Raw genomic sequence first — 23,881 nt, forward strand, 5'->3', positions numbered from 1 at the left:
TTCCTGCCGTTCGGTAGTGACTGTTTAGAAGCCTTTGGCGACGGCGGCCGCTGCGGTCAGCCATGCCCGTTGGGTTGCGGGCTGGAGGGCTTCGTAGCGGATGGGGCCGTTGACCAGGGCCGGATCGTAGGGAACTCGGACGACTGTCCGGACGAACGGCTCAAATCCGTCAGCGATCCGTTGGGCTTCGGCCTTTGCCCGCTTGAGGGCGTCTCCGGTCATGCTGCGCTTGGCATCGGTCGATTCAGAGACGATGACGACGGCGTTCCGGGCCAGCTCAGCGTCGTGGCCGCCACGGGATTCCAGAGTCTGCAGTGTCAGTCTGGCGGCCTCGGCCCGGTCTTCTATGGCGGTGACGGGAACGACGAGCTGGTTGGTGTGGTCGATCATCCGACGCCAGTTGGCAGCCCGGGCGGTGTTACCGGAGTCCATGACGACCAGCCGGTAGTAGCGGGTCAGGACCTGGTGGGCGATGTCGACTTCCTCGGCGGTTACTTCGTGGTCGCCTTCTTCGTTCTCATCCGAGCGCAGCACGTCGAACTTGTCAGCGGTCTGGTGGTGCACGAACTTAGCGATTTCCGCTGCGTTGGTGGATGGGGAGAGAAGTTCCGTGGAGGAATCGATCAGGTCCAGGACGCTGCGGTTGTGCGCGCCCTTTTCCGTGCGCCAGCCCAGGGTGCCTTGGGATTCGTTGTTGTCCCAGGCGACGGTGGCCGCGCCGCTGTAGCGGGCAAGGATGGCAGAGAGCATCACGACAGTGGGTGTCTTGTTTGCCCCGCCCTTGCGGTTGACCACGGCGATGGTCCGGGGCCCGGGCCAGTGCTGGCTCACGGTGCGGATATCTTCGCGTTCGGCCAGTTCCTCGGGCGAGGGGTTCATGCGGAACCCGAGGCGGGTCAGTGTCCCCCGCCAGCCCTGTGTGGCTGGCTCCAGGACCGGAGCGCTGACCAGGAACGAGGTTTCCTTCAAGCTGCGCCGTGTTGCCGGTTCTTCAGGACCGGTCACAGCGGCCTGCGGTTCTTCTGCATCGATAGTCCGCTGCGTGGTTGAGCTGCCATGCCCAGAGCTGACCGGGACATCCGTCGTTACATCGGCTTCTACGGGCGTGGGCGGCCACGGCCGGCGGTCCACTGCCGCTGCCGTAGCTTCGACGGTGGCGGGCTGCGCGGGAGCAGGCATCGGTTCCGGGGCCGTTACGGGGACTGTTTCAATGACGGCCGGTGCTACGGTCTCGGGCGTGGTCGCCGGGGCCTGCGCACGGCGGCGTGCCGGGCGGGGCTCATAGGAGACGGATTCGATCTTGTTGTCCGGGTGCACGATCAGTTCGCCGTGTCCTTCGGGGTCCTCGATCTGGACCCGTACCGGGCGCCGCAGCGTCTGTGCTTCGCCCACGACGAGGGCGAGGGCGTTGTTCCGGAGGTCCTGGAGGGAATCCCCGTCGGGGACGACGCGGGAGTTACCGGCAACGACGACTTCGGCGGTTCCGTTGTCGCGGACGATGGCCTTGATGTGGGGAAAGGCCAGGACCTCAGTTGATGCAGTACTCATGAACTTTCTTCCTTTACGTGTGGGTGAGGTGAAGAGGGGTTAGGCGTTTAGGACGCTGGTGGTGTCAGCCGGTTGACCTTCCACGGCGCGTCCTTGCCCGTGCGGAGCAGCTGCAATGTGTAGGTCCCGGCGTTGGTCGGGACAGTGGCGATGACGCCATAGCCGTTGGATTCATCGACGGTCAGTTTGGCCGGGCCGGTGACGCGGCTGGCTGGGATGTTCGCCGGGTCCACCGCTGAGTAGTCGGCGGTGGCCTGCGGGGTGAGCCAGCGGGCAAGATCATTGGCCCACTGTTGTTCCTCGGCCTTCGGGCGGGCGAAGTCGGCCATGGTCTTCTGTGCGACGTCCACGGCCTGATCCTTGCTGGCCTGATCCCAAGAGATGCCAATAGTGGGAGGGACGGTCCCGCCCGGTGCCTGTGGGCCGCTGTCGACGCTCAGCGAGACCGGAGCTGAGGGCGTGGCCGTTGTCTCCGTTGGTGCCGGTGTGGTGTTCGACGCCGGTGCGCATCCGGCGCACAGCAGAGCTACCGCTGCAATGAGGGCCAGGGGCTTTTTCACTTCTTCTCCTCTTGGTTGGGCAGGTACAGGAACGCGGAGGGAACGCTGCTTTTGACGGTCCGGGTGTAGTAGTTGTGGTCATCCGGGGGCGGGTTGCCGTTGTAGCCCTCTTCGAGGTAGGTCCCGTCGTCTTTGACTTCCTTGACCACGGCCACGTGGCCGTATTGTGGGTCCGCTCCCCCGGTGCCCGGTGAGTACCAGACCACTGCACCGACGCGGGGCGTCTTGCCGGAGGGCCAGCCCTTGGCGTCCCAGCCGGCCTTCCACGTCAGGGCCGAGCCGAGGCCCTGCCCGTCCGGGCGGAAGTTGCCGTTGAGGAACTTGAACGGTGCGCTGGTCGAACCCATCTGCTGGTTGACCCGCCAGAGGACGAAGTCGACGCATTCGCGGTAGAACATGCCCAAAGGTGATGCAGCGGAGCCTGTCCCGACCTGCATCCAGGTTGGAGAGTCTTTCCAGGGGTAGTCATCCCCGGCGCCGGACTTGCCCGGGATCCCGCAGTCGCCGCCTTCGACCGAGAACTTGCCGTCCGAGAGCGTCTGGACGATCTTCACGGCCTCGGGCCAGTACTTCTGGTAGTGGTACGGGTCGGCGTTGCGCTGGACCTTGTTCCCGGCGATGGTCGGTTCCAACTGCTCCCAGCCCGGGACGGCCTGCAGTGCCTTGATGAAGTTCGTGGCACTGATGGTCGGGTCCATGCGGTCCGTGTAGGAGCCCCAAGCGCCGTTGTCGCGCTGCTGGAACAAACCACGGGAATCCGGGCCTGGACCGTCACCGTAGTCCAGCACGCGCAGACCTGACTCCCCCAGGGCCACCATGATGCTGATGGTCTGGCCCTTCACGGAGAGGTTCAACGCTTTACCTGCTCCCATGACGGCAGCGGCGTTCTTCATCTGCTCTGCGGAGTACCCATCGACTTTCGTGTTTCCGTCCACGACAACGGATACCGGGCCGCAGTCAGCTGCAGCGGGTTTCGCCGGTGCCAGCAGCAGGACGAATGAGAAGATCAGCCCAAAGAACAGGCTGGGGATGGCGACAAGGGCCACGAGGCCCAGAGACTTACGCTGCATCATGAGGTGGCACCAGCAGCTTCGAACAACCAAGAACGGACGCTCTCACGTCCGACCGTGACGCTGGTACGCAAATATGCGTTCCTCGGCCCCTTCGTGCCAAACGGCAGCATGTTCTTCAAAACTGTCCCTCCCCAATGGGCAATCATTTCTACAGCTACCAGATCCGCCTGACAGGAATAGAACTTCCGCCTAGATAATCCAGACGATTTACTAACCCCTATTGTCCACGGAACCCCGCAACATTGCTTGTCATACGTTCTCAAGTGAGACGCGTGACCTTCTCTCGCAAGTCTAACATTAAATGTTAGTGTATTATCCAGTTGTGATGAGATACGGCAAGATAATCAAGTGCCCCGATACGCAAAGCCCGTCACCTCCGTCCAGCCTCAGGCTGAAGCGGCCATGAAGGCTTTCGGGATGAACCAGGTGCGTGCCGCCATTGTTCGACACCTTGCTCTGAACCCGGACGGAGTGACGTCAGGGCAAATCACGCGTGAGCTTTCCGCGACATACCAAACCATCTTTCGGCACCTCCAAGACTTGGAAGAGCAGGGGATCGTCGCCTCGGACGCCGGGGAACACCGGCATGGACAGCGAGTCATCTACACCTTGAACAAGGCCGCTCGCGACAAGGCTTTGGCCGACTACGCGGAGTACCTGGACGGCAAATAGGGCCTGCGCTTCGAGATCCGGAAGCCATCGAAGATGCCGGTGCCGTTACGGCCGGCTCTCCTACGGGTCAACGGCGTCTCCGGGGGTACGCGAGGCTGACATTGATGCTGTGGAGTTCAAGATGCTTCCTGCCTATGTCAACGATTTTCGCGATAGATGAGCGCCCGCAGTTCATAACAAGCCTTGTCAAAAAGCAATACCTCCTAGTTTCACTAAGCACGTTACATGCCTGTAGTGAACATGTGCAACGCCTGTAGTGAGCATGATCTAGGCCTTCATCGGCCAGAGAGGGGCGTTACGATGTCTGGGTTCCATTTCCCCCTCGATCGGCCCTGGAGGACGAAGACCTGATGCTGACGAAACGGCGCTTCCTGACCTGTGCGGCGCTCCTTGTGCCGGCTGCAGGGCTATCCGGATTCGCTGTCGTCATGGCGCGGAAAATCGTCAAGCGAGGCCCAAAGGATTACCGCCGGGCAGAGATGGAGGACGGCGGACGTCGCATCCGAATTGCCTTGGACGACTACACCAAGGCGCCGGGCGACTTCGGCGTGTTCGACCCCACGACAGCTAAATACGCGCGAGTCGGTCAGGTCACCCTGATCGACGAGGAACAAAAATTCGTAGAAAGACTGCTCCACCAGTCAAGCTCTACGCCTGGCGGTCTGGGCCCAATCGTCGATTGGACCCCGGACGTGTTCTTCGAACCCGCTGCTGTCCGCGAACACTTTCAAGAGGTGTATATCCCCACCGAGTACGGTGCGGCGCCGGCATGGCTATTCGAAGCCACAAATACGGACGTATGGGTGATCCATATCCATGGCAGCTGGACGGACCGCTCGATCATGTTCCGAGACGTCCACGCGTTCAGCTCCTTAGGATTCACATCTCTGGTTCCCACATTTCGCAGCGACGCCGAGGTCAGCCCGCAACAGGCAGACTCGAGTCACCTGGGGCAAACAGAATGGCGTGACGTGGACAGCGCCGTGTCCTATGCCGTCGCTCACGGAGCCAAGCGCATCATCCTCTCCGGCTGGTCAATGGGCGGGACCATGGCCCTGCTCACAGCCGAGCGCAGCGCCCACCGGGACAGGATCATCGGGCTGGTCCTGGTAGGTCCCGTCACCAGCTGGCGGAAAGCCATTTCAGCAGGAGCCGTGCAGGCCCGGGTGCCGGCGGTTGGGGCAGACCTTGTTATGCGCCTGTTGGGTACCCGTGTGTTCGCGAGAATGCTCGGGCTGGAGGAACCGATTGATTTCGATGCCCTCGACTGGGTAGAGGTAGCCAACAGGGTGGATGTCCCGACCTTGGTCTTGCACTCGACCGCTGATCAAGAGGTTCCTTGGGAGATCTCGGCCGCGTTCCAACGCGCGAATCCGGCCACCGTCACTTTGATAGCACTACCTGAGGCCCACCACACCCAGGAGTGGAACGCCTCGCCTTCTACCTTCACCAACGAACTGACCAGTTGGGTCAGCAAGACGATCTTGACCGAACAGAGCTAGGTCCGAGCGTCCAGCTTGGCTTCGATTTGGCTGATCCTGCCTTGGACAGAGTCCGGGAAGTCCATCAAGTTCACCCGCTCGTAGTTGTGCAGAACTATGAGGCTTTTATAGACGCCGTTTTCGAGCGTTTCGTTGAAGAGGTCCCAGGCCGGACTGACTCTTGACCGATCGGCATGGATCCGCATCCTCAACGCGGTCAGCCACAGGGCATCGATCATCCAGAGACGCAATCTGGGCAGCTGCTTCGACAGGAAGAGAATCAGCCATCCCGCGGCGGTCACTGAAAGGCCTACATAGAAAAGGCGGTCAAACCAGGCACCGATGTCCCGGGCGAGGGCGTCCCAGGGCGAGAAGTAGAACAGCACCACGTAGGTGATGTGGCACGAAACGGCGATCGCAACCACCAGCAGGCCCGCTGAGAATGTGGCATAGAGTCCCCTGGCTTTGTGCCGAAGCATGTAGATGATCCTGAGGACGGTGAATAACAGCGCGAGCATGTATATGCCGCTGTACACGGCGGTAGCGAGCTGGTCCATGCGGGTATCGATGAAGTCAGCGGCCGTTGGAGTTTTGTCCTGAATCAGGGTGAAGCTGGCGATCATGATGGGAATGCTCAGCAGCGGCGCGTAGTAGGTCCATCTGACTATGGGTACGTTCGCCAGGCGCCGCACGCTGTCGTTGAAGAAGAAGATTGCCAGGAGCGCGAAGACGGCCTGGAGCAGGTTCGTCACGTTGATGCCACCGAGGTAGCGGTCAATATCCTCGAGCGGTGTGACCGTTCCCAAGACATAGAGTGCCGCGAGCCCGAAGATCGATGCCACCCACGATGCCCTGGACTCCGGGACTTTGACCACCGAGGGGATCCGAAGGAGGCACAGGGCGCTCAGGAGCGCAAAGAGCAACAGTTTCATGGTTTATCAGAGGAAAGGATCAAGATCGGACGAGCTGCGTGAACGCGTCTTCTTCGACATTTCGAATGCGAAGTCCTCCACCCACCGCTCGACGGGGTGATTCGGAACGGACCGGCAGGTGATGCTAATGGCGTCCGCGGTTTCCCTCAGCATCTCTCCGGAAAGATCCGGCAGGGCAAGGGCTATCTGAAGGCTCTCCAGGTAGATGTGTCCGAGCTCGTGATAGATGCAGTGGACCTTGTACTGCTGGGACTTCTGCGGGGGGAAATAGACGTTGATGCGATCTTCAAATTCGGCCTTGAATGCCGTCAGGGAACCCCAGGACTCGTTGTACTCGATCAGGTTGATCGGCTTCTTGCAGATCATGGTCAGGCGTTCGACGACTTCCTTCATCGACGTCGCGCCGTCACCGCACAGCTCCCGAACCTTGTCCTGTACAGGTGGGAGATTCATTCATCCTCACCGTTCATCGACGAGTCGATAATCCTGGTGATCATCCGCAGGGTTTCCGGCGACGTCGCGCCCAAGTTTCTCGCGGCAAAGTTCTTCACCTTGAGCTTGCGCATCTGCACAAGGAACTCCATCCGCGCTTCCACCTCGGGAGGAGTCTCACTGTTGAGATCAACGAGGTAGCTGGCCGGAACGGCAAAAACTAACTCTGCGATTCCCTTCAGAAGTTCCTGATCGGTCACCAGGCTGCCACTGCCATTGATCAAATATGACCACCGTGTCCGCGACAGATGGATCCCGTTGGCAGAAAGTGCTTCCTCCACGTGATTGTACGTAAGCGCCGCGTTGTTGTCGGACTCCCAGATATCCACCAGGATGCCCATGCGATCTGCCAGGCGCTCCTTCTTCTGCTGTTGCGTAAGGAACACGCTACGACCCCTATTTGCCATCTCTAAGCTCCTTCAGCCAAAGGTCAGCTGCTTATGATGCGACCGCTGTAGAGCAGGCGGACAGCCGACACAAAACTTTACCTGATGTCATTCATAGCGTATAGGCCACGAGTAATAACTGAGTTGTGCATGTGCGAAGCACGTCTGTAGGCTGTCTCATACTTGATTTCTTGGGGGATTCAAGTTGATGCCGCCGGAACCCGTACGGGAACCTACAGGTTCACTGAAAACCGGGTTTCGGCGGACGCTTGTCGTTGGAACGAAAGGATGGCGTGGCTTGAATTCAAGAGACGGCCGCCGCGGGCACCTCAACATTGTTTTCATGGAGCCCAACCCAGACATGTTTTCTTGCCCGCCCCGACTGGCTGGCCGCCGAGCCTATGTGCGTGAATAGACGGACCGCACCTTCACGCGCAGCAAGGCTGAAGCCGGCCAATCAGCTTCATAAGCAGTGGGCGGCGACACGCAGGGCCGTTTTCTGTAAACAAATCCCCCGATCAGACTCGGCGCGGTGCTAGGTTCGTTTCAGTCGATAGCTGTAAACAGAAGTTCAATCGACTGCACGTGGCACCAACGATGAACCAGCTACAACCCCTGGTTGTGCGAGATTCAAAGGACCTGACAATGAGCGCAGTAATCAATCGTGGAGGCGGTCGGCCCAGCAAGGGCCTCCGCAAATACATTGGCTTCCGCACGCCGGCCAAGACCGCGGAGGACGTTCACATGATCGCCGCCGCTAAAGGCATGACTGTCACCGACTATGTTGCCTCTGCAGTCGACCGGTCCTTGCGCGAAGATTTGGCTTTGCTGGGTCAGTTCACTCAGCAGGATGAACTCCCGATCCGTATGGCCTCGTAGATACAAGGAAGGCCCGCCATTAGCGGGCCTTCGAAGCTGAAGAATCACGATCCGGATAGCTTGCCGGCAGACAGATCGTAAATCGTATGGAAGTCCTTAACAGGCCTTCATTTGTGTAACAAACCGATCTGGCAGGATCGGCCCTTCGTCATTCCCTGAACAGGAACAAAATCATCGTACAACAGCACGCTCCCGTGCTGCCAGCAGCCGACGCTACTGGCGTGTCTCAGGAGCCATCCCAGACCTCCAACGCCGCTCAGGCGTGGGCTGCGTTGACGCCTCTTCTCGCAGGTCAACCCCGCATCCGCCTCTCCCGGGACGGGGGAAAGACCTATCCCCAGAAGCATGAACGCGCTCTGACTGAGACCCTCCCCACTTTTCCTGCCGCCGTCCGGATCTTCGGCAAAGACGGCAGCTGCTCGGCTATCTTCCTTGACTTCGACTCGTCGATTGCAGGCATCGACTGGGTCGAAGCCGATGTGAAATCACTTCAAACGTGGCTGCACAGCTGTGGGGCTCGGTGGATTGAAGATCGCTCGCCCAATGGAGGACGGCACGTATACATCCCACTGGAAAAACGGATTGCCTTTTCTGAAGCACGCGATGTTGTCGAGGCATTAGGTACCCGATACCGCACATTGGACAAGACCCCGCACCAGAACATGCTTCACGGTTGCATGAGGACCCCAGGGTCACCGCACAAGCGTGGCGGCTACCAGGAACTCGCCATGAGCCTCAGCACGGCCTACGACATTGCGAGACGCCCAAACAAGGAACAAGTATGGGCAACAATTCGCGCAGAGCTAAAGGACGAAGTCGCCGGCGTACGAAGGCTGAGACTCGAGCAGCCACTGTCCGCAGACAACGAAGTTTATGAATTACCACAAATGGCCGGTCGGATGTCCAGGCCGATGCAGCAGATGGCGCTATCAGGTCTCTACGACGCGAACCGGTACGCCTCAGATTCAGAAGCACGTCAGGCAGTCCTGACTGCGGCGGCCGCAGCAGGCATGAAACTCATCGATGTAGAACGGCGAGTCCTCCAGGGCGTTTGGCCCGGACTCGCATCCTTCTATGCCCGCTACCGATCCAGCCACAGGCTTTCCTCCCTGAAGCGAGACTGGAAAAACGCGATCACTTACCTACAAAAAAACCAGATTAACGAGACAAGGAATAACAATGCACGTAGATCCCCCACAAGCCAGCCAAATACACAGCCCCTACTAGGAACCGCACCAACCCCAGATGCCACCAGCGAGCACCGCTACCTGCGGACTTGGGAAAACGCACTCCGTCTAAGAGAGCCTGCTTACGCTAGCTCGCGCACGGGCTTGGCCCGGCGCGTGGTTCTAAGAGCTCTTGGAACAGCCGCTCACATGACCGCTTCTCGCTTCGTTGAGTTCGGTGATCGGTCAATCGCCGTCGCGACAGGTCTGGACCACACAACCGTAGGCTCCCATCTGAGAGCGTTGCGCTCTGAAAAGGATCCTTTGGTGACCTTGGTTGAGCGAGGGCGAGGGACAAAGGGCGATCTATACATGTTGACGATTCCTGAAGATCTTCGGCCTGGCGCCGAAGATCTTCCCTGGCGAAAGGGAAAGATCCATGCGCTCAGACCCGTCTTCAGGGAACTGGGCCTGCCTGCAGCGTTTGTTTACGAAGCACTGGAACGCAGCCCCGGTTTGACCACCACGGAGTTGGTGGGTCAGACAAAGCTGTCCAGGACCGCCGTGAGCGAAAGTCTTGAGACCCTGGCTGCATGGAACATGGTTTCAAGGAATGGCGGAAGATCCTGGACAGTCATCGCTTCGACGTCCCTCCACGAACTTGCTGAATACTTTGGAGTGCTCGAGTCTGTGGCCGGCCAGCTACAGAGGTACCGCATCGAGCGGGTCATATGGCGGGAGTGGCTTTCGAGAAATGTGAATACGGTAGCGGAACTCCTCTCCCCCACTGAAGATTACCCCTGGGAAGCCTATGAAGGACCACCTGACGAATGGACCCTCGCTGATATGGCGTTCACCACAGCGATGTGACCCGGAGCGGGGCGATCACAGGCCTCAGACTACGAGATCGTTAGCAAGCGCAGGCAGAACGCCATTGGTTTGTAAAGGTCGTGTAGCTCCATCTGAGGAGAATTAGCTAGATCGATTCCATCGTTGATGCGCTGCTTGGCGTGACATTCCGGTTTCTGCGCCTATATCGGCCCATGTCAGACCAGAGTCTCGTGCAGCGTTGACAGCCTCGTCCAGACGGGCAGCTGCCCGGTCATAACTGCGAGCCGCCATTTGCAGTGCCCAAGCCTGTACATGTTTCTGCCATTCGCTCAAGATCGATTCTTCTACCGACAGGGGCGGTATAGCTGGTGATCCAATCAGTGCTTTTGCTCGGTATCTCGCCATGTCGGCACTGCCTGCCCCAAGGACGCGCTGCCACCGTCTACCAGTCCAGCCGCATTCGCAGCTACCTTGCCAACCTGCAGCTGCACTTTCCATCACCAGCTCATAGCCTGGCCTGAGCGGGTCTCGTTTGTGTTGGCCAGTGATTCCTTGGACGCTGATCGTCCCGTCATGTTGGTGGCTGGATCCCAGCCGACCATCATTCAAAAGGATCCCAAGTCGTCCGCAGTGGAATCCGTCTCCTAGATCCCATTCCATGCGGCGTCCTATCTGTCAGGTTTTGTTGACGATCCCCCACTCTACGGGTTGCAGGCGCTAGTGGCCTGTGCTGGATATGTAGTGCTGCTATTCGCTCACTCAGGATCTGGGGGACTGAGGCCTCGTGACCTTGAGATGGCACCTAGGAACCCACAAGTAGTTCCGGGCTACAACTAAATAATTATGTCATGACAGAAAGATTGATTGATATATGAGATTCTCTGTCAATCGTCATTGACTCCCCCTGTTCTCGGCCCGCAGGAGTCGGGCATGGGGGGTCAGCAGTTCCGGGACTTTCTGTTGTCTTGATGAGTTGAACTGCTCACTCGCCCAAGAAGCGGCCGCAGACTGACTCCAGCCTCACGACTCTCGGGTCTTGGGCCGGCGGGCCAACCCATGACAAGCATTAAATAATTATGTCATGACAGAAAGATTGTTGGATGTATTGATGGATTGCGGGATGTATTGATTGCTTGATAGATTGATGGCTGGATTGAATGACTGATGTATTGATGGATCTCCATCAATACCCGGCGCGTCTCGGAGGACCGGTATGAAAGTTACGGCTATAGGTAACCGCAAGGGCGGTGTGGGCAAGACGTCTGTGACACTCGGCTTGGCTACCGGCCTGCGTCTAATTGGAAAGCGCGTGTTGGTCATCGATCTCGACCCTCAATCCAATGTAACGGAAGCCCTTGAAGGGGCTGGGGAGTTTGACGTCTTCGATGTGCTGTACGGGGGAGAGGCTGGGACCCTCGGGCAGGCCATCACTCAAAGCACATGGCCGGGCATTGATCTGATCCCGAGTTCTGAGTCCCTGGCGAGACTTGAGTCGGAAGCTCTGCTAACGCCCGAGATGCGACTCAAGACTGCAGCGTACGGAGCTGACGAGCTTCAACAATACGACCACATCCTCATAGATCTTCCACCAGCCCTTGGGCGACTGACGTTGAACGGACTCATTTGGGCTGACCGTGTACTTGCCGTCACTGAACCAGCGGCCTTCTCTGTGAAGGGCGTGACGGAGTTCCTCGACACGGTGAAGAAGGTCAGGTCGCTTCCGCACTTGAATCCCCAGCTGGAATTCCTGGGCATCATCATCAATAAGACGAGTTCACCCCTCACGTCCGAACACTCCTTCCAAATCGGAGAGCTAGAGAGCACCTACGGCACCGACGTAAGAGAGCCTCATCTTCCTCTCCGAACGGCGATGCAGGACTCCGTCAGTACACGCTCGCCGCTCACGAAGCTCGCCGGTCGAGGCGCAGCAATCATGACTGAAAAATTTGTTGCGCATGCGCGCTACTTGGATGGGGTGAACTAATTATGGCCTTGGAGCGCAAATCGTCGATTCGCAAAGCACCAGTCGCCGACGTTGTGGATGTCCTGACTTCTGCGGAGAAACGAACCGAAACAGTGGAACAGGGGGAGGCTTCTCAGGCCACCGTTGGGCAAGGAAACATCCAGACGGAGTCGGCCCACACTGATCTCGAACCAAGGCGTCCTGGCCCTGGACGGCCGAGAGGTAAGCGCCGGATGGAACCCTTCTCATCGAAGATAGAGATTAGTCTTCGAGACGAATTGGACGCCTATTCGACGAAGTACGGAATCACTATTACGGATCTACTTGACGAGGCCTTGCGAGAGAGGCTTCGTCGCTAATAAATCTATCTGGACATAATTATTCTTGCTAGGGCTGAGTTGAAGTCTTCCGCTGGCAATCTGAGCGCAACCGAGCAAAGGTTCCCTGTGACAGGCAATGTATGGGAATCCCCGCTAGCGTGAGCTTCGATGCAGAAGAGGCACCAGGGGGAGTAGTCCATGGCGGGACGCAAGAAGCAGATTGATGGCCAGCTGAGCTTTGAGGCTCTGTGGGCGGCACCGGAGGAGGACCGTGATGAACAAGTACGGCAGGCAGGCACAGGAAGCCTGGAAGACAGCGAGCCCAACTCGCTACAGCAAGATTCAGAACCCGGACGAGTTCTTCACGAACCTGGGGGAACAGGCCCAGGAACAGGTGGACGAGCTGCAGGTCAAGATCGCGGGACCGGACCCGAAAGGGGAGGGGTATCTGGAGAAGGTCGGCCGGTTGAACGCGGCGCGGAACCAGGCCGAGGAGATCGTTCGGTACGACCTGCTGTCGCCGCCGGAGACGGAGGACGAGGACGAGAACGTCAATCCGGAACTGCAGCGGTACCTGAACTCAATGGCGGAAGCGGAAGAGCTGCGCCAGCAACTGTAGCTGGCAAGCAGGACCGTTTCAGGCCCACTTCTCAGGAGGACTTGGCGCCGTCCGGTGCACGGAGTCGTATACGGGCGAACCTTGAAGCCCTTGAGGTACTTCAAACGCTGCAGACCGAGGATCGTCCCGCTACGGCCGCCGAAAAGACTTCGCTTGCACGGTGGGGGAGTTGGGGAGCGCAGGGCGTCTTCCAAATCTTCGATGAAGCCCGCGAGGAATATGCAGGGGACCGCGAGCACTTGCGCGGCCTCCTGACCGAGGCACAGTACGACGCAGCGCGCCGCACGACCATCAACGCCCACTACACCGATGCCGCCTACGTGAAGGCTATGTGGTCAGCGGTGCAGGACCTCGGATTCGACGGGGGCACGGTCCTGGAACCGGGATCCGGCGTTGGAACCTTCATCGGCTTCGCCCCCGAGAACGCAGAGATGACCGGAGTTGAGCTGGACCCCACTACGGCTGCTATCTCCCAAGCCCTCTACCCAGAGGCCACTGTCCGGGCGGAGTCCTTCGCGGACACCAAACTGCCCCCCGGTCATTTTGACCTGGCCATTGGCAACGTGCCCTTCGCCAACGTCACCTTGCACGATCCCCGCCACAACCCCGGGGGGCACTCGATCCATAACCACTTCATCCTCAAGTCCCTGGAACTGACCCGCCCGGGTGGCATGGTGGCTGTGCTGACGTCCAGCTTCACTCTGGACGCCACCAACCCGGCAGCACGCAGGGAAATGAACCAGCTGGCCGACCTCGTGGGTGCTGTCCGTCTTCCCACCGGTTCGCACCGCAGAGCAGCCGGCACCGATGCCATGACTGACTTGCTGATCTTCCGCCGCAGGGAACCCGGGCAGGAACCAGCTTCGACGCTCTGGGAGACCGTGAGCGCCCGCAGGATCGATGGGACCATCACCCGCCTGAACTCCTACTTCGATGAGTATCCCGAGCGTTTGCTGGGGGAGCTGCACGTGGCCCACGGCATGTACGGGGCCGAAACCTTGCAACTGACCACCGATGACCTCACCGCCGTCCCGGACCGCCTGGAAACTGTGCTGGCCGATGTCGTGGCTGAGGCCAAGTCCGCAGGGCTGGTGATCACCGAACGCACTGAAGAGCAGGAACGCCAGCGCGCCGCCTACGTCCCGGCGGCAGCCACGGAATGGGAAGGCCACATCAGCGCCTCCGACAACGGCTTCACCATGGTCGAAAACGGCTCCCACACTGACCTCGCTGTCCCCAAAACCCAAGCCGCTGAACTTCGCGCCCTGCTCGGGCTTAGGGATGCCGGCCGGAAGCTCCTCACCGCAGAAGCCGACAGCCGCGACGACACCGCCGACATCGACACGCTCCGCGACGAGCTGAAGGCCGCGTACACCCAGTACGTCGACAGCTACGGGCCGATCAACCGCTTCACACTCCGGGACACCGGACGAGTGGACGAAGAGACGCAGGAGCCCATCCAGGCCCGCACCACCCCTAGGGCCGTGTCCATCCTCGGCCGTGACCCTTTCGGGCCCTTGGTCAAGGCACTGGAGAACTTCGATGAAGCCACCCAGACCGCTACCCCGGCTGCTCTGCTCTCCAGCCGCCAGGTCCAGCCCCGACGCCCCGTCCTTGGCGTCGATACTGCTGAAGAAGCCCTCACCGTCACCCTAGATACCGTGGGCGAGGTCGATCTGGACTACGCCGCATCTTTGTTGGGTATCAGCCGCGAGGAAGCGCGCGCGGCCATGGGAGAGAACATCTACCAAGTCCCTGGCCCGGACGAAACCTTCCAAACCCGCGCCGAATATCTCTCCGGGAACGTCCGCGAAAAGCTGGAAATCGCCCAAGCCGCCGCGCTCAGCGACGAACGGTTCAACGCCAACGTTCATGCCCTCACCCAGGCCATTCCAGAACCGCTGCGCATGGACGAAGTGGAAGGACGCCTCGGCGCTGTCTGGATCGACGCCGACACCCACCAGGAGTTCGTCCGCGAAATCCTTAACGACCCCTACGCCACCGTCTCGAACGCAGCAGGGTCCATGTGGGACGTCAAAGCCAACCGCCACACCCTTGCGGCCACGAGTAACTGGGGCACTCAGCGGATGCCAGCCTCCGACATCCTCAAGCAGGTCCTCGAACAAAGGCCAGTCCGGGTCACCGACGAAAATGAAGACAAGCGCCGGATCCTGAACCCCACAGAAACCGCAGCCGCACAGGAAAAAGCGCAGCTGCTGCAGGAACGGTTCAGCGAATGGGTATGGGAGGAACCCGAACGGGCCAACCGCCTCATCGACGAATACAACCGTCGCTTCAACTCCATCGTGCTCCGGGACTACAGCACCGAAGGGGAGAGGCTGACCCTGCCCGGCATGGCCAAAGACTTCTCGCCACGCCCGCACCAGCGTGCCGCTGTGGCGCGGATGCTCTCTGAACCAGCCGTTGGCCTGTTCCACCAGGTCGGTGCTGGAAAGACAGCAGAGATGGTCATGGGTGTGATGGAGCTTCGCCGCTTGGGCATGGTCAACAAGCCTGCCGTCATCGTCCCGAACCACATGCTTGAGCAATTCGCCCGTGAATGGCTGCAGATCTACCCGCAGGCGAGGATCCTCGCCGCTTCATCGGCTGATCTGGCCGGCGACAAGCGGCGCCAGTTTGTTGCCCGTGCGGCAGCGAACCAATGGGACGCCGTGATTATGACCCGCACAGCGTTCCAGCGCGTGACGCTCAGCCCCGAAGCTGAAGCTGCCTACAAGTCCTCGGAAATCGCCCAATTACGGGCGGACCTTGAAGCAGCGAAGAGCAACGGCCAGGACAACGGCCGAGCCAACGCCAGCATCATCAAACGGCTGGAAAAGGCAGTGCTGGCCCAGGAAGAAACGCTCAAGGCCAAGCTCGACACTCCCGCCGACCCCGGGATCAGCTTCGAGGAAACCGGCATCGACTACCTCGTCGTGGACGAGCTGCACGACTACAAAAACCTCCGGACACCGTCCAACATCCCGGGCGCCGCAATCCAAGGTTCGCAGCGCGCATCGGATCTTCATATGAAGACCGAGTTCCTGCGCGAACGCGAAGGACGGCGCGTGATCACCGGTGCCACGGCAACACCAATCGCGAACTCCGTCACGGAAATGTACGTCATGCAGCGCTACCTGCGCCCGGACCTGCTCCAAGCAGCCGGGATCAAAGACTTCAACACCTGGGCCGCGACCTTCGGGCAGGTTGTTGAAGAAATGGAACTCTCCGTCGCCGGCGGTGACCGGTTCAAACTCAAGAGCCGGTTCGCGAAGTTCCAAAACGTCCCCGAACTGCTGAAAATGTTCCACACCTTCGCCGACGTCAAAACCGCCGAAGACCTCAAACTGCCCATCCCGGCCCTCGCCCCACGGAACGGGGACGGGCTCCGCCAGCCCAACATGCTCGCCGTCGAACCAAGCCCCGAACTGCGTGACTACATCCAGGACATCGGCAACCGCGTCGATGCCATCCAGCAACGCCTTGTCGCCTCTGAGGAAGACAACATGCTCAAAGTCTCTTCAGACGGCCGCAAAGCCGCCCTGGACATGAGACTCGTGGATCCCGCACTGTTCCAGCACGGACCCACCAAGATCAGCGCCGCAGCCGACCTGCTGGCCAGCGTCTACGAAGAACACAAAGACCGCATCTACACCGACCCCTCCACCGGGGAACCGGAACCAGCCCGTGGTGCCCTGCAGCTGGTCTTCTGCGACTTCGGCACACCCTCGGAAAAGTGGAACGTCTACGGCGAACTCAAAGACCAGCTACGCCGCCGTGGCGTGCCCGAACACATGGTCAGGTTCATCCACGAAGCCAAAAACGACAACGAGAAAGCCCGGCTGTTCGCAGCCGCCCGCTCCGGACAGATCGCAGTGCTCGTTGGCTCAACATCGAAAATGGGTGTCGGCACGAACATCCAAAAACGCGCCGTGCACCTCGTTGACATGGACGCCCCATGGCGGCCGGCCGACGTCGAACAACGCCACGGCCGCATCCTGCGCCAAGGCAACCAAAACCCCGAAGTGCGCATCTCCCAGGTCGTCACCAAGGAATCCTTCGATTCCTTCATGTGGCAAGGACTGGAACGCAAATCCCGGTTCATCAACCAAATCATGCGCGGCCGTCTCGACGTCCGGGAAATCGAAGACATCGGGGACAACACCCTGAACTTCGCCCAAGCCAAAGCCATCACCAGCGGCAACCCGCTGGTACTGGAAAAGGCCGTCGCGGACCAGGAACTGGCCCGCCTGTCCCGCCTGGACCGGGCCTACAACCGCAACCTGGTCGCCGTGAACCACACCAAACGCGGTGAACAAGCAGCAGCTGACGCAGCAGCCCAGGACCTGCCACTGATTCACGCCGCTGTGGCGCGGACCGTGGACACCACCGCGGATGCCTTCAAAGCCCGCATCGACAGCAGAATCCTCGACAACAGGACCGACGCCGCAGAAGCCCTCCGGGCATGGGCCGGACGCCAAGGACACCGGCTCATGAACCTCTACGGATACGACGAGCTGGGCACCATCGCCACGCTCGGAGGCCACGAACTCCGCGCCAAACTCGTCCCCGGACGGGAACTGGACCACGCCACCGTCGAAGTCCGCGTCGAGGGCGTACCCAGGGCAACCACCCAAATATCCCGCAAAGGCCTCCTCTCGGCAGACGTGGGAACCATCCGCCAGCTCGAAAACAGAGTCTCCTCCCTGCCACGGCTCGCAGCCGACGTCGAGACACGACGCCAGGAAGCCCTCACCCGTATCGAGCAAGCAGACAAGGCGCTGGCGGAACCGTTCAAGCACGCCGACGCACTCAAGGCTGCTCAAACCAACTCGGCACGTATCGACCAGCTCATGGCCGATGCTTCAAAACCGGACGAACAGCCACAGCCCGAAGCCGCTGCCGAAGTTGACCCGCGCATGGAGAAGATGCAGCGCCTCATGAACGCATCATTCCCGACTCCGCCGGGAGCCGCGGCCACGGCATCCACGACCACAGCGGCCACACCAAGAACGCCGGAACAACACCGCCGACAAGACTCCGACTACGTACGCTAAAACCGGCCACGCAAAAGCCCTGCACAGCAACAAGCTGTGCAGGGCTTCATCCTTATCCATCCGTGGAGGGGTATGGGGACTCTATGTGAGCTATTTAGCGGTTGTTGGCTTCGGGAAGGGTGGCCAGAATCCTGTCGCGCAAGGCCCCAGATTTCTCAGATGGTGACCACTCGACGAGATGAATCCCCTCTTTACTCAGCTTGTCGAGATGCGCGGAAACGACTGGGTTCGCAAGAGAACCCAGCGATGGCGAAGGCGTGATGATAACTGCACTGTGAGCCCCCTCGCGATCCATGACCATTCGAAGCCGTTTGGCCTGCCTGTCAAGGATGTGCTGGTTGGGGACGAGTTGTTTGACCTCTACTACCAGTTTGTGGGAACCAATTGTCATAACTGCATCTGCCCCGAAGTCAGAACCCGGTTTCGAAGCCAGCGGTCCGAACCTATGGCGAAGTGCCGCCAAGACGTCATTCTCATACTCGAAGTGTCGGTCCCAGGCGCGGACTACCTGGCTCGATTTTTCGTCTGACGGGAACTCGGCAAATAAAGCGCGAAGGGATTCCACTCCTGCGGCGTCCATGGAAGATTCATCCACGGGGGCAGTTTCGTCCTGTTCGGGTAGGGGTGTGTCTTTCTGCGGAGAGCCTTTTAGGTAGTGGTTAAGAATTCCGTCGACAGCATCCTTCTGAAAGGGAGCCCTGGCGGTGCTCTTCAGAGACCTTATGAGGCTGATTGCCATTGAAAATGGCAGGGGGTCCTTTGTCTTGCTCGCCTTCTCGCTTGCATCCAGATTAGGGGAGACGATGCGGTCAGTCACCCACTCGAACTGTTCCCACCATGCCTCATCTTCGGCCTTCTGTTTGGTGTGTTTGAGCTGTCGATTCAAGGACCATGCCCCGATCACTGCTGCAAAGACAGCAAATAGACCTGCCATTGCAGGACTCGTAACGAACCGATCGGCAAGTGGGCCCCAGTCATATGACGGCCATGGCCATTTCCATAAGGCAAACAGAGCGACGGCATGAACAGCGATGGTCAGCAGGAAGACCGTGAGATAGGTGAACAAGGCTATGGCGGCGACTCGGCGGGTCACCGGGTGACTCACTGTTCTTGATACCCATCCCTTGCGGGGCGGTGCCTCCGTTTTGCTTTCTGGAGGTGCCGTCGTTGTACTCATGGGATTGAGTTTATGCGGGTTCTGTAGACGCCACTGACGGCATTCACCTGACCGCCTGGACGCGACCACCACGGCACCGTCCCGAAGAGATTGCCACAGGGCAGAATGGGGTCATGTGTGGCAGATACGCTCCGCAGCCCCAGGGACTGGCGCAACGAAAGCCCAGGCGGCGAGCCTGAACCAGCAGCACCAGCAACGGGCAGGGTACGAGCGGTGAACCAGAGTGGTGGCCGCCCTGTTCATCCGGGAACTCATCTTCTAGAAAGACTCGCCCCGATATTGCCCCAGCGATGGGGCAATTCTGGTACGGTCGATTCATGACTACGGAAATGAGTATTGAACAAGCGGCCGCCGCAGCAATCAGCCAGGCCCGGCTGCTCGCCCATCAAGCCAACCTGGCAGCCGACACGGCCATCCAGCAAGCGGTAACGCTCTTGCTTGACTCGGGCATGACCCAACGAGCGGTCGCCCAGATGACAGGCGTCAGTAAGTCCAGCGTGGCGCGTATGGCCAAGTCTCGGCCGCCACTCGGAGTAGTTGTCGGTCTGCAGACCGATGCCCGCGTCTACGCGTTCGCAAATGAGTGGATCTGGGGCAGTCAAGAGAATGCGCGGGCTGTAGCGGACCAGCTGTTGCAAGCAGGTGAACTTCCCGGCGGGGACGTTCGGTGACGCCGCCGAACCCGGGTTCTCATGTTCTCGTGTCGCCCACTCGCCCGCGGACCAGCTGACAGGTCAAAAACGACCGTATTTGCTACAACCCAGCCGACTCATTGAAGAGGTTCAATGCACCCCCGAATTTTGTAGCGGAACTTAGTGCCGAATTCTATGTGCCGGTTCTTCTGCTGGTTGACGGGTATTGGTACATTTGGGCGCATGGGACATCTGTTGGGCTACGCCCGGGTATCGACCGGGGACCAAGACGCGGCTCTGCAGCAGGACGCGTTGAAGGCGGCCGGCTGCTACCGCATCTTCACGGACACGGCTTCCGGGTCTCTGGAGTCCCGGCCGGAACTGACCAAGGTTCTGGATCAGCTGCGGCCCGGGGACACTTTGGTTGTGTGGCGGCTGGACCGGCTTGGCCGGTCTATCCGACATCTGATTGACCAGCTCGCCGATCTCCAGGAGCGTGGCATCGGGTTCCGGTCCCTGCAGGAGGCGATCGATACAACTTCCTCGGGCGGACGTCTCGTCTTCCATGTGTTCGCGGCGCTGGCGGAGTTCGAACGGGACCTGATCCGTGAGCGGACTAGCGCAGGGCTTCAGGCGGCACGGGCGCGCGGGCGCGTTGGCGGCCGGCCCCCGTTGCTGACCAAGGACAAGCTCCGGACCGCCCGCCGGATGTATGAGCAAAAGGACATGACGGTCGAGAAGATCGGCGAGGTTCTGGGCGTCAGCCGGACCACCGTCTACCGGGCACTCCGGCGCGAACCGGCCCCTGCCGTGCCGCGGCGCCGTTCAGGGCAGAAAACAGTCCGGTGACGGCCGGAGGCAGCGGTACCCTCACCGGTAACACTGCCTCCATGCCTGACCAGACAGCGTTGGTGCGCTGGCGAATCCTTCGCCGGCATATCGAAGACGGCGTGCCCCTTACTGCCCTTGCTGAGCACGAAGGCATCGGACTTCGGACACTGCAGCGCTGGCACGCGGCCCACAAACGCAACGGCATCGCCGGACTGGCTAGTGCAAACCGAGGGACCACCCGACGCAGGAGCACCTCCGAGCTGGTCGCACTCGTCGAAGGGCTGGCTTTGGTGAACCCGCCCCTATCTGTGGCTGCCATCGCCCGCAAAGCCAACCGCGTCGCCGCCGACCACGGCTGGCCACCCCTCTCCTACAGCACCGTCCGCTCCATCATTGCGGGCGTTGACCCCGGCATGAAGACACTCGCCCAGCTGGGAACGGCCGCTTACCGTGACACCTATGAATTGGCATGGCGGCACCGGGCCGAGGGGCCGAACGCGATCTGGCAGGCCGACCACACCGAACTGGACATCCTCGTGCTGAACGCGAACATGAAACCGGCGCGCCCTTGGCTCACCACCATCGTGGACGATTACTCCCGAGCGATTTGCGGCTACACCATCTTCCTCGGGGCGCCATCGGCCCTGAACACCGCATTGGCACTGCGGCAGGCCATCTGGCCCAAAGCCGGCACAGGGTGGCCGATGTGCGGGATCCCCGACGTTCTCTACGTTGACCACGGCTCAGACTTCACCAGCAACCACCTCACCCAGACGGCGAAGGACCTCCACTTCGAAATCACCTACTCAACAGTCGCCAGACCCCAGGGACGCGGAAAAATTGAACGCTTCTTCGGCACCGTCAATACGGAGCTGCTGGCCGAACTGCCCGGACACCTGACCCGCGGCTACACGCCGCCCGCGCCGGTGCTGACCCTCAAAGAGCTGGATGCCGCCATCGGCCGCTTCATCATCGAGGACTATCACCAGCGGAAGCATCCAGAGATCAAGGCGACCCCGCACCAAGCCTGGGTAGGGGACGGCTGGCTGCCCCGGCTCCCGGCAACCATGGACGAACTGAACCTGCTCCTGTTGACCGTTGCCAAACCGCGGATCGTCCACCGCGACGGCGTGCACTTCCAAGGACTCAGGTACGTCTCCCCACTGCTGGCCGCCTACGTCCGCGAACCCGTCATTGTCCGCTACGACCCCCGGGACATCACAGAGATCCGCATCTTCCACAAGAACCAGTTCATTTGCAAAGCCGTAGACCCCGACCACGAAACCTCAACCCTCACCCTCAAGGACATCCAGGCCGCACGCTCGGCCAGACGCCGCGAACTGCGCGGACAAATAAACCAGCGCATCGCCGTCGTGGCCCGGCACTTACCGGATTTAGCGTCACCGAAGCCAGCTTCGGCGCCGCCCTCTGTCGAGCAACCCACGAAGCGCCCAAAGCTACGCACATACCTGGAGGATGACCTGTGACCACGCAAAGCTTCATCGCCACCAAAGAGCACCGCCGGTTTGTGGAGTTCGCGGACGCGGTGCGCCGCCAGCACACGATCGGCATCTGCTACGGGCAGGCCGGAATCGGAAAGACCCTCTCCGCCAGACGCTATGCCAACTGGCACAAGGCACAGAAGCTACTGGAGGAGTGGGGACCCCGGGAAGAATCCGATCACCAGGTCTACGCCGCACTCTCCCGCTCCCGCACCGTCTTCTACACCCCCGCCGTGCTCACCACCCCCAAACAGATACACGCGGACATCGAGCACACCAGCACACGCGTGTCGATCTGCGTGGACCAACACCTGTCAGACATCGGCAAGGGGACAGGGCCCCACACCCGCGTCAATAAATATGTCGAGCTGCTCATTATTGACGAATCAGAACGCCTCAACGCCACAGCCCTTGAACTGTTGCGCGACCGCTACGACCGCGACAACGTAGCCCTGATCCTCATCGGCATGCCCGGGATCGAAAAATGGTTCAGCCGCTACCCCCAGCTCTACAGCCGTGTCGGATTCGCCCACGAATACCGGCCCCTCGAACAGGAAGAACTGCATTTCGTCCTGCAGCGCCGCTGGCACAAGCTAGGGCAAGCCTTGGACCCTGACGACTTCACTGACGCCCAGGCCATTGCCGCCGTCGCCCGCATAACCAGGGGAAACTTCCGCCTCATCGACCGGCTCTTCATACAGGTCGAGCGCGTCATGAAAATCAACGAGCTCAACACCATCACCGACGACGTCATCGAAGCTGCACGCTCAACACTCGTCATCGGAATCACCTAAACCGCCAAACCGACCTGCAGAAAAGCCGCCATTCCGAACTAACAGTCACATATGTGACGAACTCTGGATTCGCCGAGATTCGCGATCCGATTGTCACTTTAACGAACGTATAAATGACAGGAGTCAATCGTGTTCGTCGGCTACATGCGCGTCTCGAAAGCCGACGGCTCCCAAACAACCGACCTGCAGCGCGACACACTCCTTGCCGCCGGCATCGGCGCAGACTCACTCTACGAAGACCGTGCGTCCGGCAAGAAAGACGACCGTCCCCAGCTGGCCTCCTGCCTCAAAGCGCTACGCCACGGGGATACCCTGGTCGTCTGGAAACTCGACCGACTGGGCCGGGACCTGCGCCACCTGGTCAACATCGTCCACACCCTCACTGAACGCGGCATCGGACTCAAAGTCCTCACCGGCCAAGGCGCGGCCATCGACACCACCACCGCCTCCGGCAAACTGGTCTTTGGAATCTTCGCCGCCCTCGCCGAATTCGAACGCGAACTGATCTCCGAACGCACCCTCGCCGGCCTCGCCGCCGCCCGCGCCCGCGGCCGCAACGGCGGACGTCCGTACAAAATGACTCCCGCAAAACTTCGCCTCGCCATGGCATCCATGGGCAAACCAGAAACAAAAGTCAGCGACCTTTGCACTGAACTCGGCATCACCCGCCAAACTCTCTACCGCCATGTATCACCGACCGGAGAGCTGCGCACCGACGGCCAGAAACTCCTAACCCACGGGAACTGAGCTCCGCCACCGCTGGACATGGGGTACTGCCCCGCACTGTGGTGGAACGCTCCGTCTGCCAAGGACTTGGATCTGGGTGGTTCCGGGCGCGTAGTGGCTCCCCCGGAATACCCGCTCGACCGGCAAGCACCACGAAACAACAGAACTAGGCCCTCTCACCCGAAGGCTGTCGGTTCCCCGATGTAGCAGTCGAGAGCAAAGCGTCATGGTCATCTGATT

General features: G+C 60.3%; 19 protein-coding genes. 12 read left to right on the forward strand and 7 right to left on the reverse strand.

Translation table 11 applies throughout. From position 1 onward, the window contains the following. Positions 1-24: 24 nt before the first annotated feature. The 3 genes from HMI59_RS25095 to HMI59_RS25105 are packed head-to-tail and all read right to left on the reverse strand — an operon-like array spanning position 25 to position 3,178. Complete coding sequence (locus HMI59_RS25095; RefSeq protein WP_193594579.1) at positions 25-1,548, reverse strand: chromosome partitioning protein ParA; 1,524 nt, start codon at positions 1,546-1,548, stop codon at positions 25-27. A 47-nt stretch (positions 1,549-1,595) separates the two neighbouring features. After that, positions 1,596-2,108, reverse strand: a complete 513-nt coding sequence (locus HMI59_RS25100; RefSeq protein ID WP_193594580.1) for a hypothetical protein — start codon at positions 2,106-2,108, stop codon at positions 1,596-1,598. Then, a complete protein-coding gene (locus HMI59_RS25105; protein WP_193594610.1) occupies positions 2,105-3,178 on the reverse strand; it encodes a CHAP domain-containing protein in 1,074 nt (357 codons plus the stop codon). Before HMI59_RS25105 ends, HMI59_RS25100 begins: the two co-directional genes overlap by 4 nt. 351 nt (positions 3,179-3,529) lie before the next feature. On the opposite strand from HMI59_RS25105, the gene HMI59_RS25110 reads away from it, so the two are divergent. Both HMI59_RS25110 and HMI59_RS25115 read left to right on the forward strand, forming a co-directional pair. Continuing rightward, a complete protein-coding gene (locus HMI59_RS25110; RefSeq protein WP_193594581.1) occupies positions 3,530-3,853 on the forward strand; it encodes a helix-turn-helix transcriptional regulator in 324 nt (107 codons plus the stop codon). Positions 3,854-4,203: 350 nt separating this feature from the next. Next, positions 4,204-5,355, forward strand: a complete 1,152-nt coding sequence (locus HMI59_RS25115; RefSeq protein WP_193594582.1) for a S9 family peptidase — start codon at positions 4,204-4,206, stop codon at positions 5,353-5,355. Here the strand turns inward: HMI59_RS25115 and HMI59_RS25120 are convergent. The 3 genes from HMI59_RS25120 to HMI59_RS25130 are packed head-to-tail and all read right to left on the reverse strand — an operon-like array spanning position 5,352 to position 7,165. Continuing rightward, on the reverse strand, positions 5,352-6,266 hold the full coding sequence (locus HMI59_RS25120; protein ID WP_227471753.1) for a hypothetical protein: 915 nt from the start codon (positions 6,264-6,266) through the stop codon (positions 5,352-5,354). The genes HMI59_RS25115 and HMI59_RS25120 overlap by 4 nt on opposite strands. A 6-nt stretch (positions 6,267-6,272) precedes the next feature. Then, positions 6,273-6,719 carry a hypothetical protein gene (locus HMI59_RS25125; RefSeq protein ID WP_193594583.1) on the reverse strand — a complete coding sequence of 149 codons (447 nt, stop codon included), beginning with the start codon at positions 6,717-6,719 and terminating at the stop codon, positions 6,273-6,275. After that, entirely contained in the window at positions 6,716-7,165 is a 450-nt protein-coding gene (locus tag HMI59_RS25130; RefSeq protein ID WP_193594584.1) for a hypothetical protein, read from the reverse strand. Before HMI59_RS25130 ends, HMI59_RS25125 begins: the two co-directional genes overlap by 4 nt. A gap of 624 nt (positions 7,166-7,789) precedes the next feature. On the opposite strand from HMI59_RS25130, the gene HMI59_RS25135 reads away from it, so the two are divergent. The 5 genes from HMI59_RS25135 to HMI59_RS25155 all read left to right on the forward strand — a co-directional run bounded on the left by HMI59_RS25135 (position 7,790) and on the right by HMI59_RS25155 (position 17,979). Beyond that, positions 7,790-8,023 (forward strand): hypothetical protein, encoded by a 234-nt coding sequence (locus HMI59_RS25135; RefSeq protein WP_018779737.1) that lies wholly within the window; start codon positions 7,790-7,792, stop codon positions 8,021-8,023. A gap of 128 nt (positions 8,024-8,151) precedes the next feature. Then, entirely contained in the window at positions 8,152-10,059 is a 1,908-nt protein-coding gene (locus tag HMI59_RS25140) for a MarR family transcriptional regulator (protein ID WP_370583607.1), read from the forward strand. Between the two features lie 1,174 nt (positions 10,060-11,233). Then, on the forward strand, positions 11,234-12,004 hold the full coding sequence (locus tag HMI59_RS25145) for a ParA family protein (RefSeq protein WP_193594585.1): 771 nt from the start codon (positions 11,234-11,236) through the stop codon (positions 12,002-12,004). Positions 12,005-12,577: 573 nt separating this feature from the next. Further along, positions 12,578-12,922: a TnpV protein gene (locus HMI59_RS25150; RefSeq protein ID WP_193594586.1), complete on the forward strand. Its 345-nt coding sequence runs from the start codon at positions 12,578-12,580 to the stop codon at positions 12,920-12,922. A 41-nt stretch (positions 12,923-12,963) separates the two neighbouring features. Then, positions 12,964-17,979, forward strand: coding sequence for a helicase-related protein (locus HMI59_RS25155; RefSeq protein WP_193594587.1), 5,016 nt, complete (start codon positions 12,964-12,966; stop codon positions 17,977-17,979). A 94-nt stretch (positions 17,980-18,073) separates the two neighbouring features. On the opposite strand, the gene HMI59_RS25160 is transcribed toward HMI59_RS25155, so the two are convergent. Continuing rightward, complete coding sequence (locus tag HMI59_RS25160) at positions 18,074-19,156, reverse strand: hypothetical protein (RefSeq protein WP_227471754.1); 1,083 nt, start codon at positions 19,154-19,156, stop codon at positions 18,074-18,076. A 317-nt stretch (positions 19,157-19,473) separates the two neighbouring features. Between HMI59_RS25160 and HMI59_RS25165 the strand changes: the two genes are divergently transcribed. The 5 genes from HMI59_RS25165 (at position 19,474) to HMI59_RS25185 (ending at position 23,662) form a co-directional block, all read left to right on the forward strand. Further along, complete coding sequence (locus HMI59_RS25165) at positions 19,474-19,827, forward strand: hypothetical protein (protein WP_193594588.1); 354 nt, start codon at positions 19,474-19,476, stop codon at positions 19,825-19,827. Between the two features lie 204 nt (positions 19,828-20,031). Continuing rightward, positions 20,032-20,637 (forward strand): recombinase family protein, encoded by a 606-nt coding sequence (locus tag HMI59_RS25170; protein WP_193594589.1) that lies wholly within the window; start codon positions 20,032-20,034, stop codon positions 20,635-20,637. 41 nt (positions 20,638-20,678) lie between these two features. Next, the gene (locus tag HMI59_RS25175) at positions 20,679-22,106 is read left to right on the forward strand and encodes a Mu transposase C-terminal domain-containing protein (protein WP_193594590.1); all 1,428 of its coding nucleotides are present in this window, start codon (positions 20,679-20,681) and stop codon (positions 22,104-22,106) included. Beyond that, complete coding sequence (locus HMI59_RS25180) at positions 22,103-22,915, forward strand: AAA family ATPase (protein WP_193594591.1); 813 nt, start codon at positions 22,103-22,105, stop codon at positions 22,913-22,915. The genes HMI59_RS25175 and HMI59_RS25180 overlap by 4 nt, the downstream gene beginning before the upstream one ends. A gap of 129 nt (positions 22,916-23,044) precedes the next feature. After that, a complete protein-coding gene (locus HMI59_RS25185) occupies positions 23,045-23,662 on the forward strand; it encodes a recombinase family protein (protein WP_193594592.1) in 618 nt (205 codons plus the stop codon). Positions 23,663-23,881 lie beyond the last annotated feature (219 nt).

This window comes from Paenarthrobacter sp. YJN-5, from assembly GCF_015040095.1.
Lineage (GTDB): Bacteria > Actinomycetota > Actinomycetes > Actinomycetales > Micrococcaceae > Arthrobacter > Arthrobacter ureafaciens.

Bases quoted from the DNA above. Each gene is read 5' to 3' on its own strand.
- HMI59_RS25175 (WP_193594590.1), top strand. From the start codon at position 20,679: ATGCCTGACCAGACAGCGTTGGTGCGCTGGCGAATCCTTCGCCGGCAT.
- HMI59_RS25095 (WP_193594579.1), bottom strand. From the start codon at position 1,548: ATGAGTACTGCATCAACTGAGGTCCTGGCCTTTCCCCACATCAAGGCC.
- HMI59_RS25105 (WP_193594610.1), bottom strand. From the start codon at position 3,178: ATGCAGCGTAAGTCTCTGGGCCTCGTGGCCCTTGTCGCCATCCCCAGC.
- HMI59_RS25125 (WP_193594583.1), bottom strand. From the start codon at position 6,719: ATGAATCTCCCACCTGTACAGGACAAGGTTCGGGAGCTGTGCGGTGAC.
- HMI59_RS25160 (WP_227471754.1), bottom strand. From the start codon at position 19,156: ATGAGTACAACGACGGCACCTCCAGAAAGCAAAACGGAGGCACCGCCC.
- HMI59_RS25135 (WP_018779737.1), top strand. From the start codon at position 7,790: ATGAGCGCAGTAATCAATCGTGGAGGCGGTCGGCCCAGCAAGGGCCTC.
- HMI59_RS25165 (WP_193594588.1), top strand. From the start codon at position 19,474: ATGACTACGGAAATGAGTATTGAACAAGCGGCCGCCGCAGCAATCAGC.
- HMI59_RS25170 (WP_193594589.1), top strand. From the start codon at position 20,032: ATGGGACATCTGTTGGGCTACGCCCGGGTATCGACCGGGGACCAAGAC.
- HMI59_RS25150 (WP_193594586.1), top strand. From the start codon at position 12,578: ATGAACAAGTACGGCAGGCAGGCACAGGAAGCCTGGAAGACAGCGAGC.
- HMI59_RS25130 (WP_193594584.1), bottom strand. From the start codon at position 7,165: ATGGCAAATAGGGGTCGTAGCGTGTTCCTTACGCAACAGCAGAAGAAG.
- HMI59_RS25115 (WP_193594582.1), top strand. From the start codon at position 4,204: ATGCTGACGAAACGGCGCTTCCTGACCTGTGCGGCGCTCCTTGTGCCG.
- HMI59_RS25120 (WP_227471753.1), bottom strand. From the start codon at position 6,266: ATGAAACTGTTGCTCTTTGCGCTCCTGAGCGCCCTGTGCCTCCTTCGG.
- HMI59_RS25145 (WP_193594585.1), top strand. From the start codon at position 11,234: ATGAAAGTTACGGCTATAGGTAACCGCAAGGGCGGTGTGGGCAAGACG.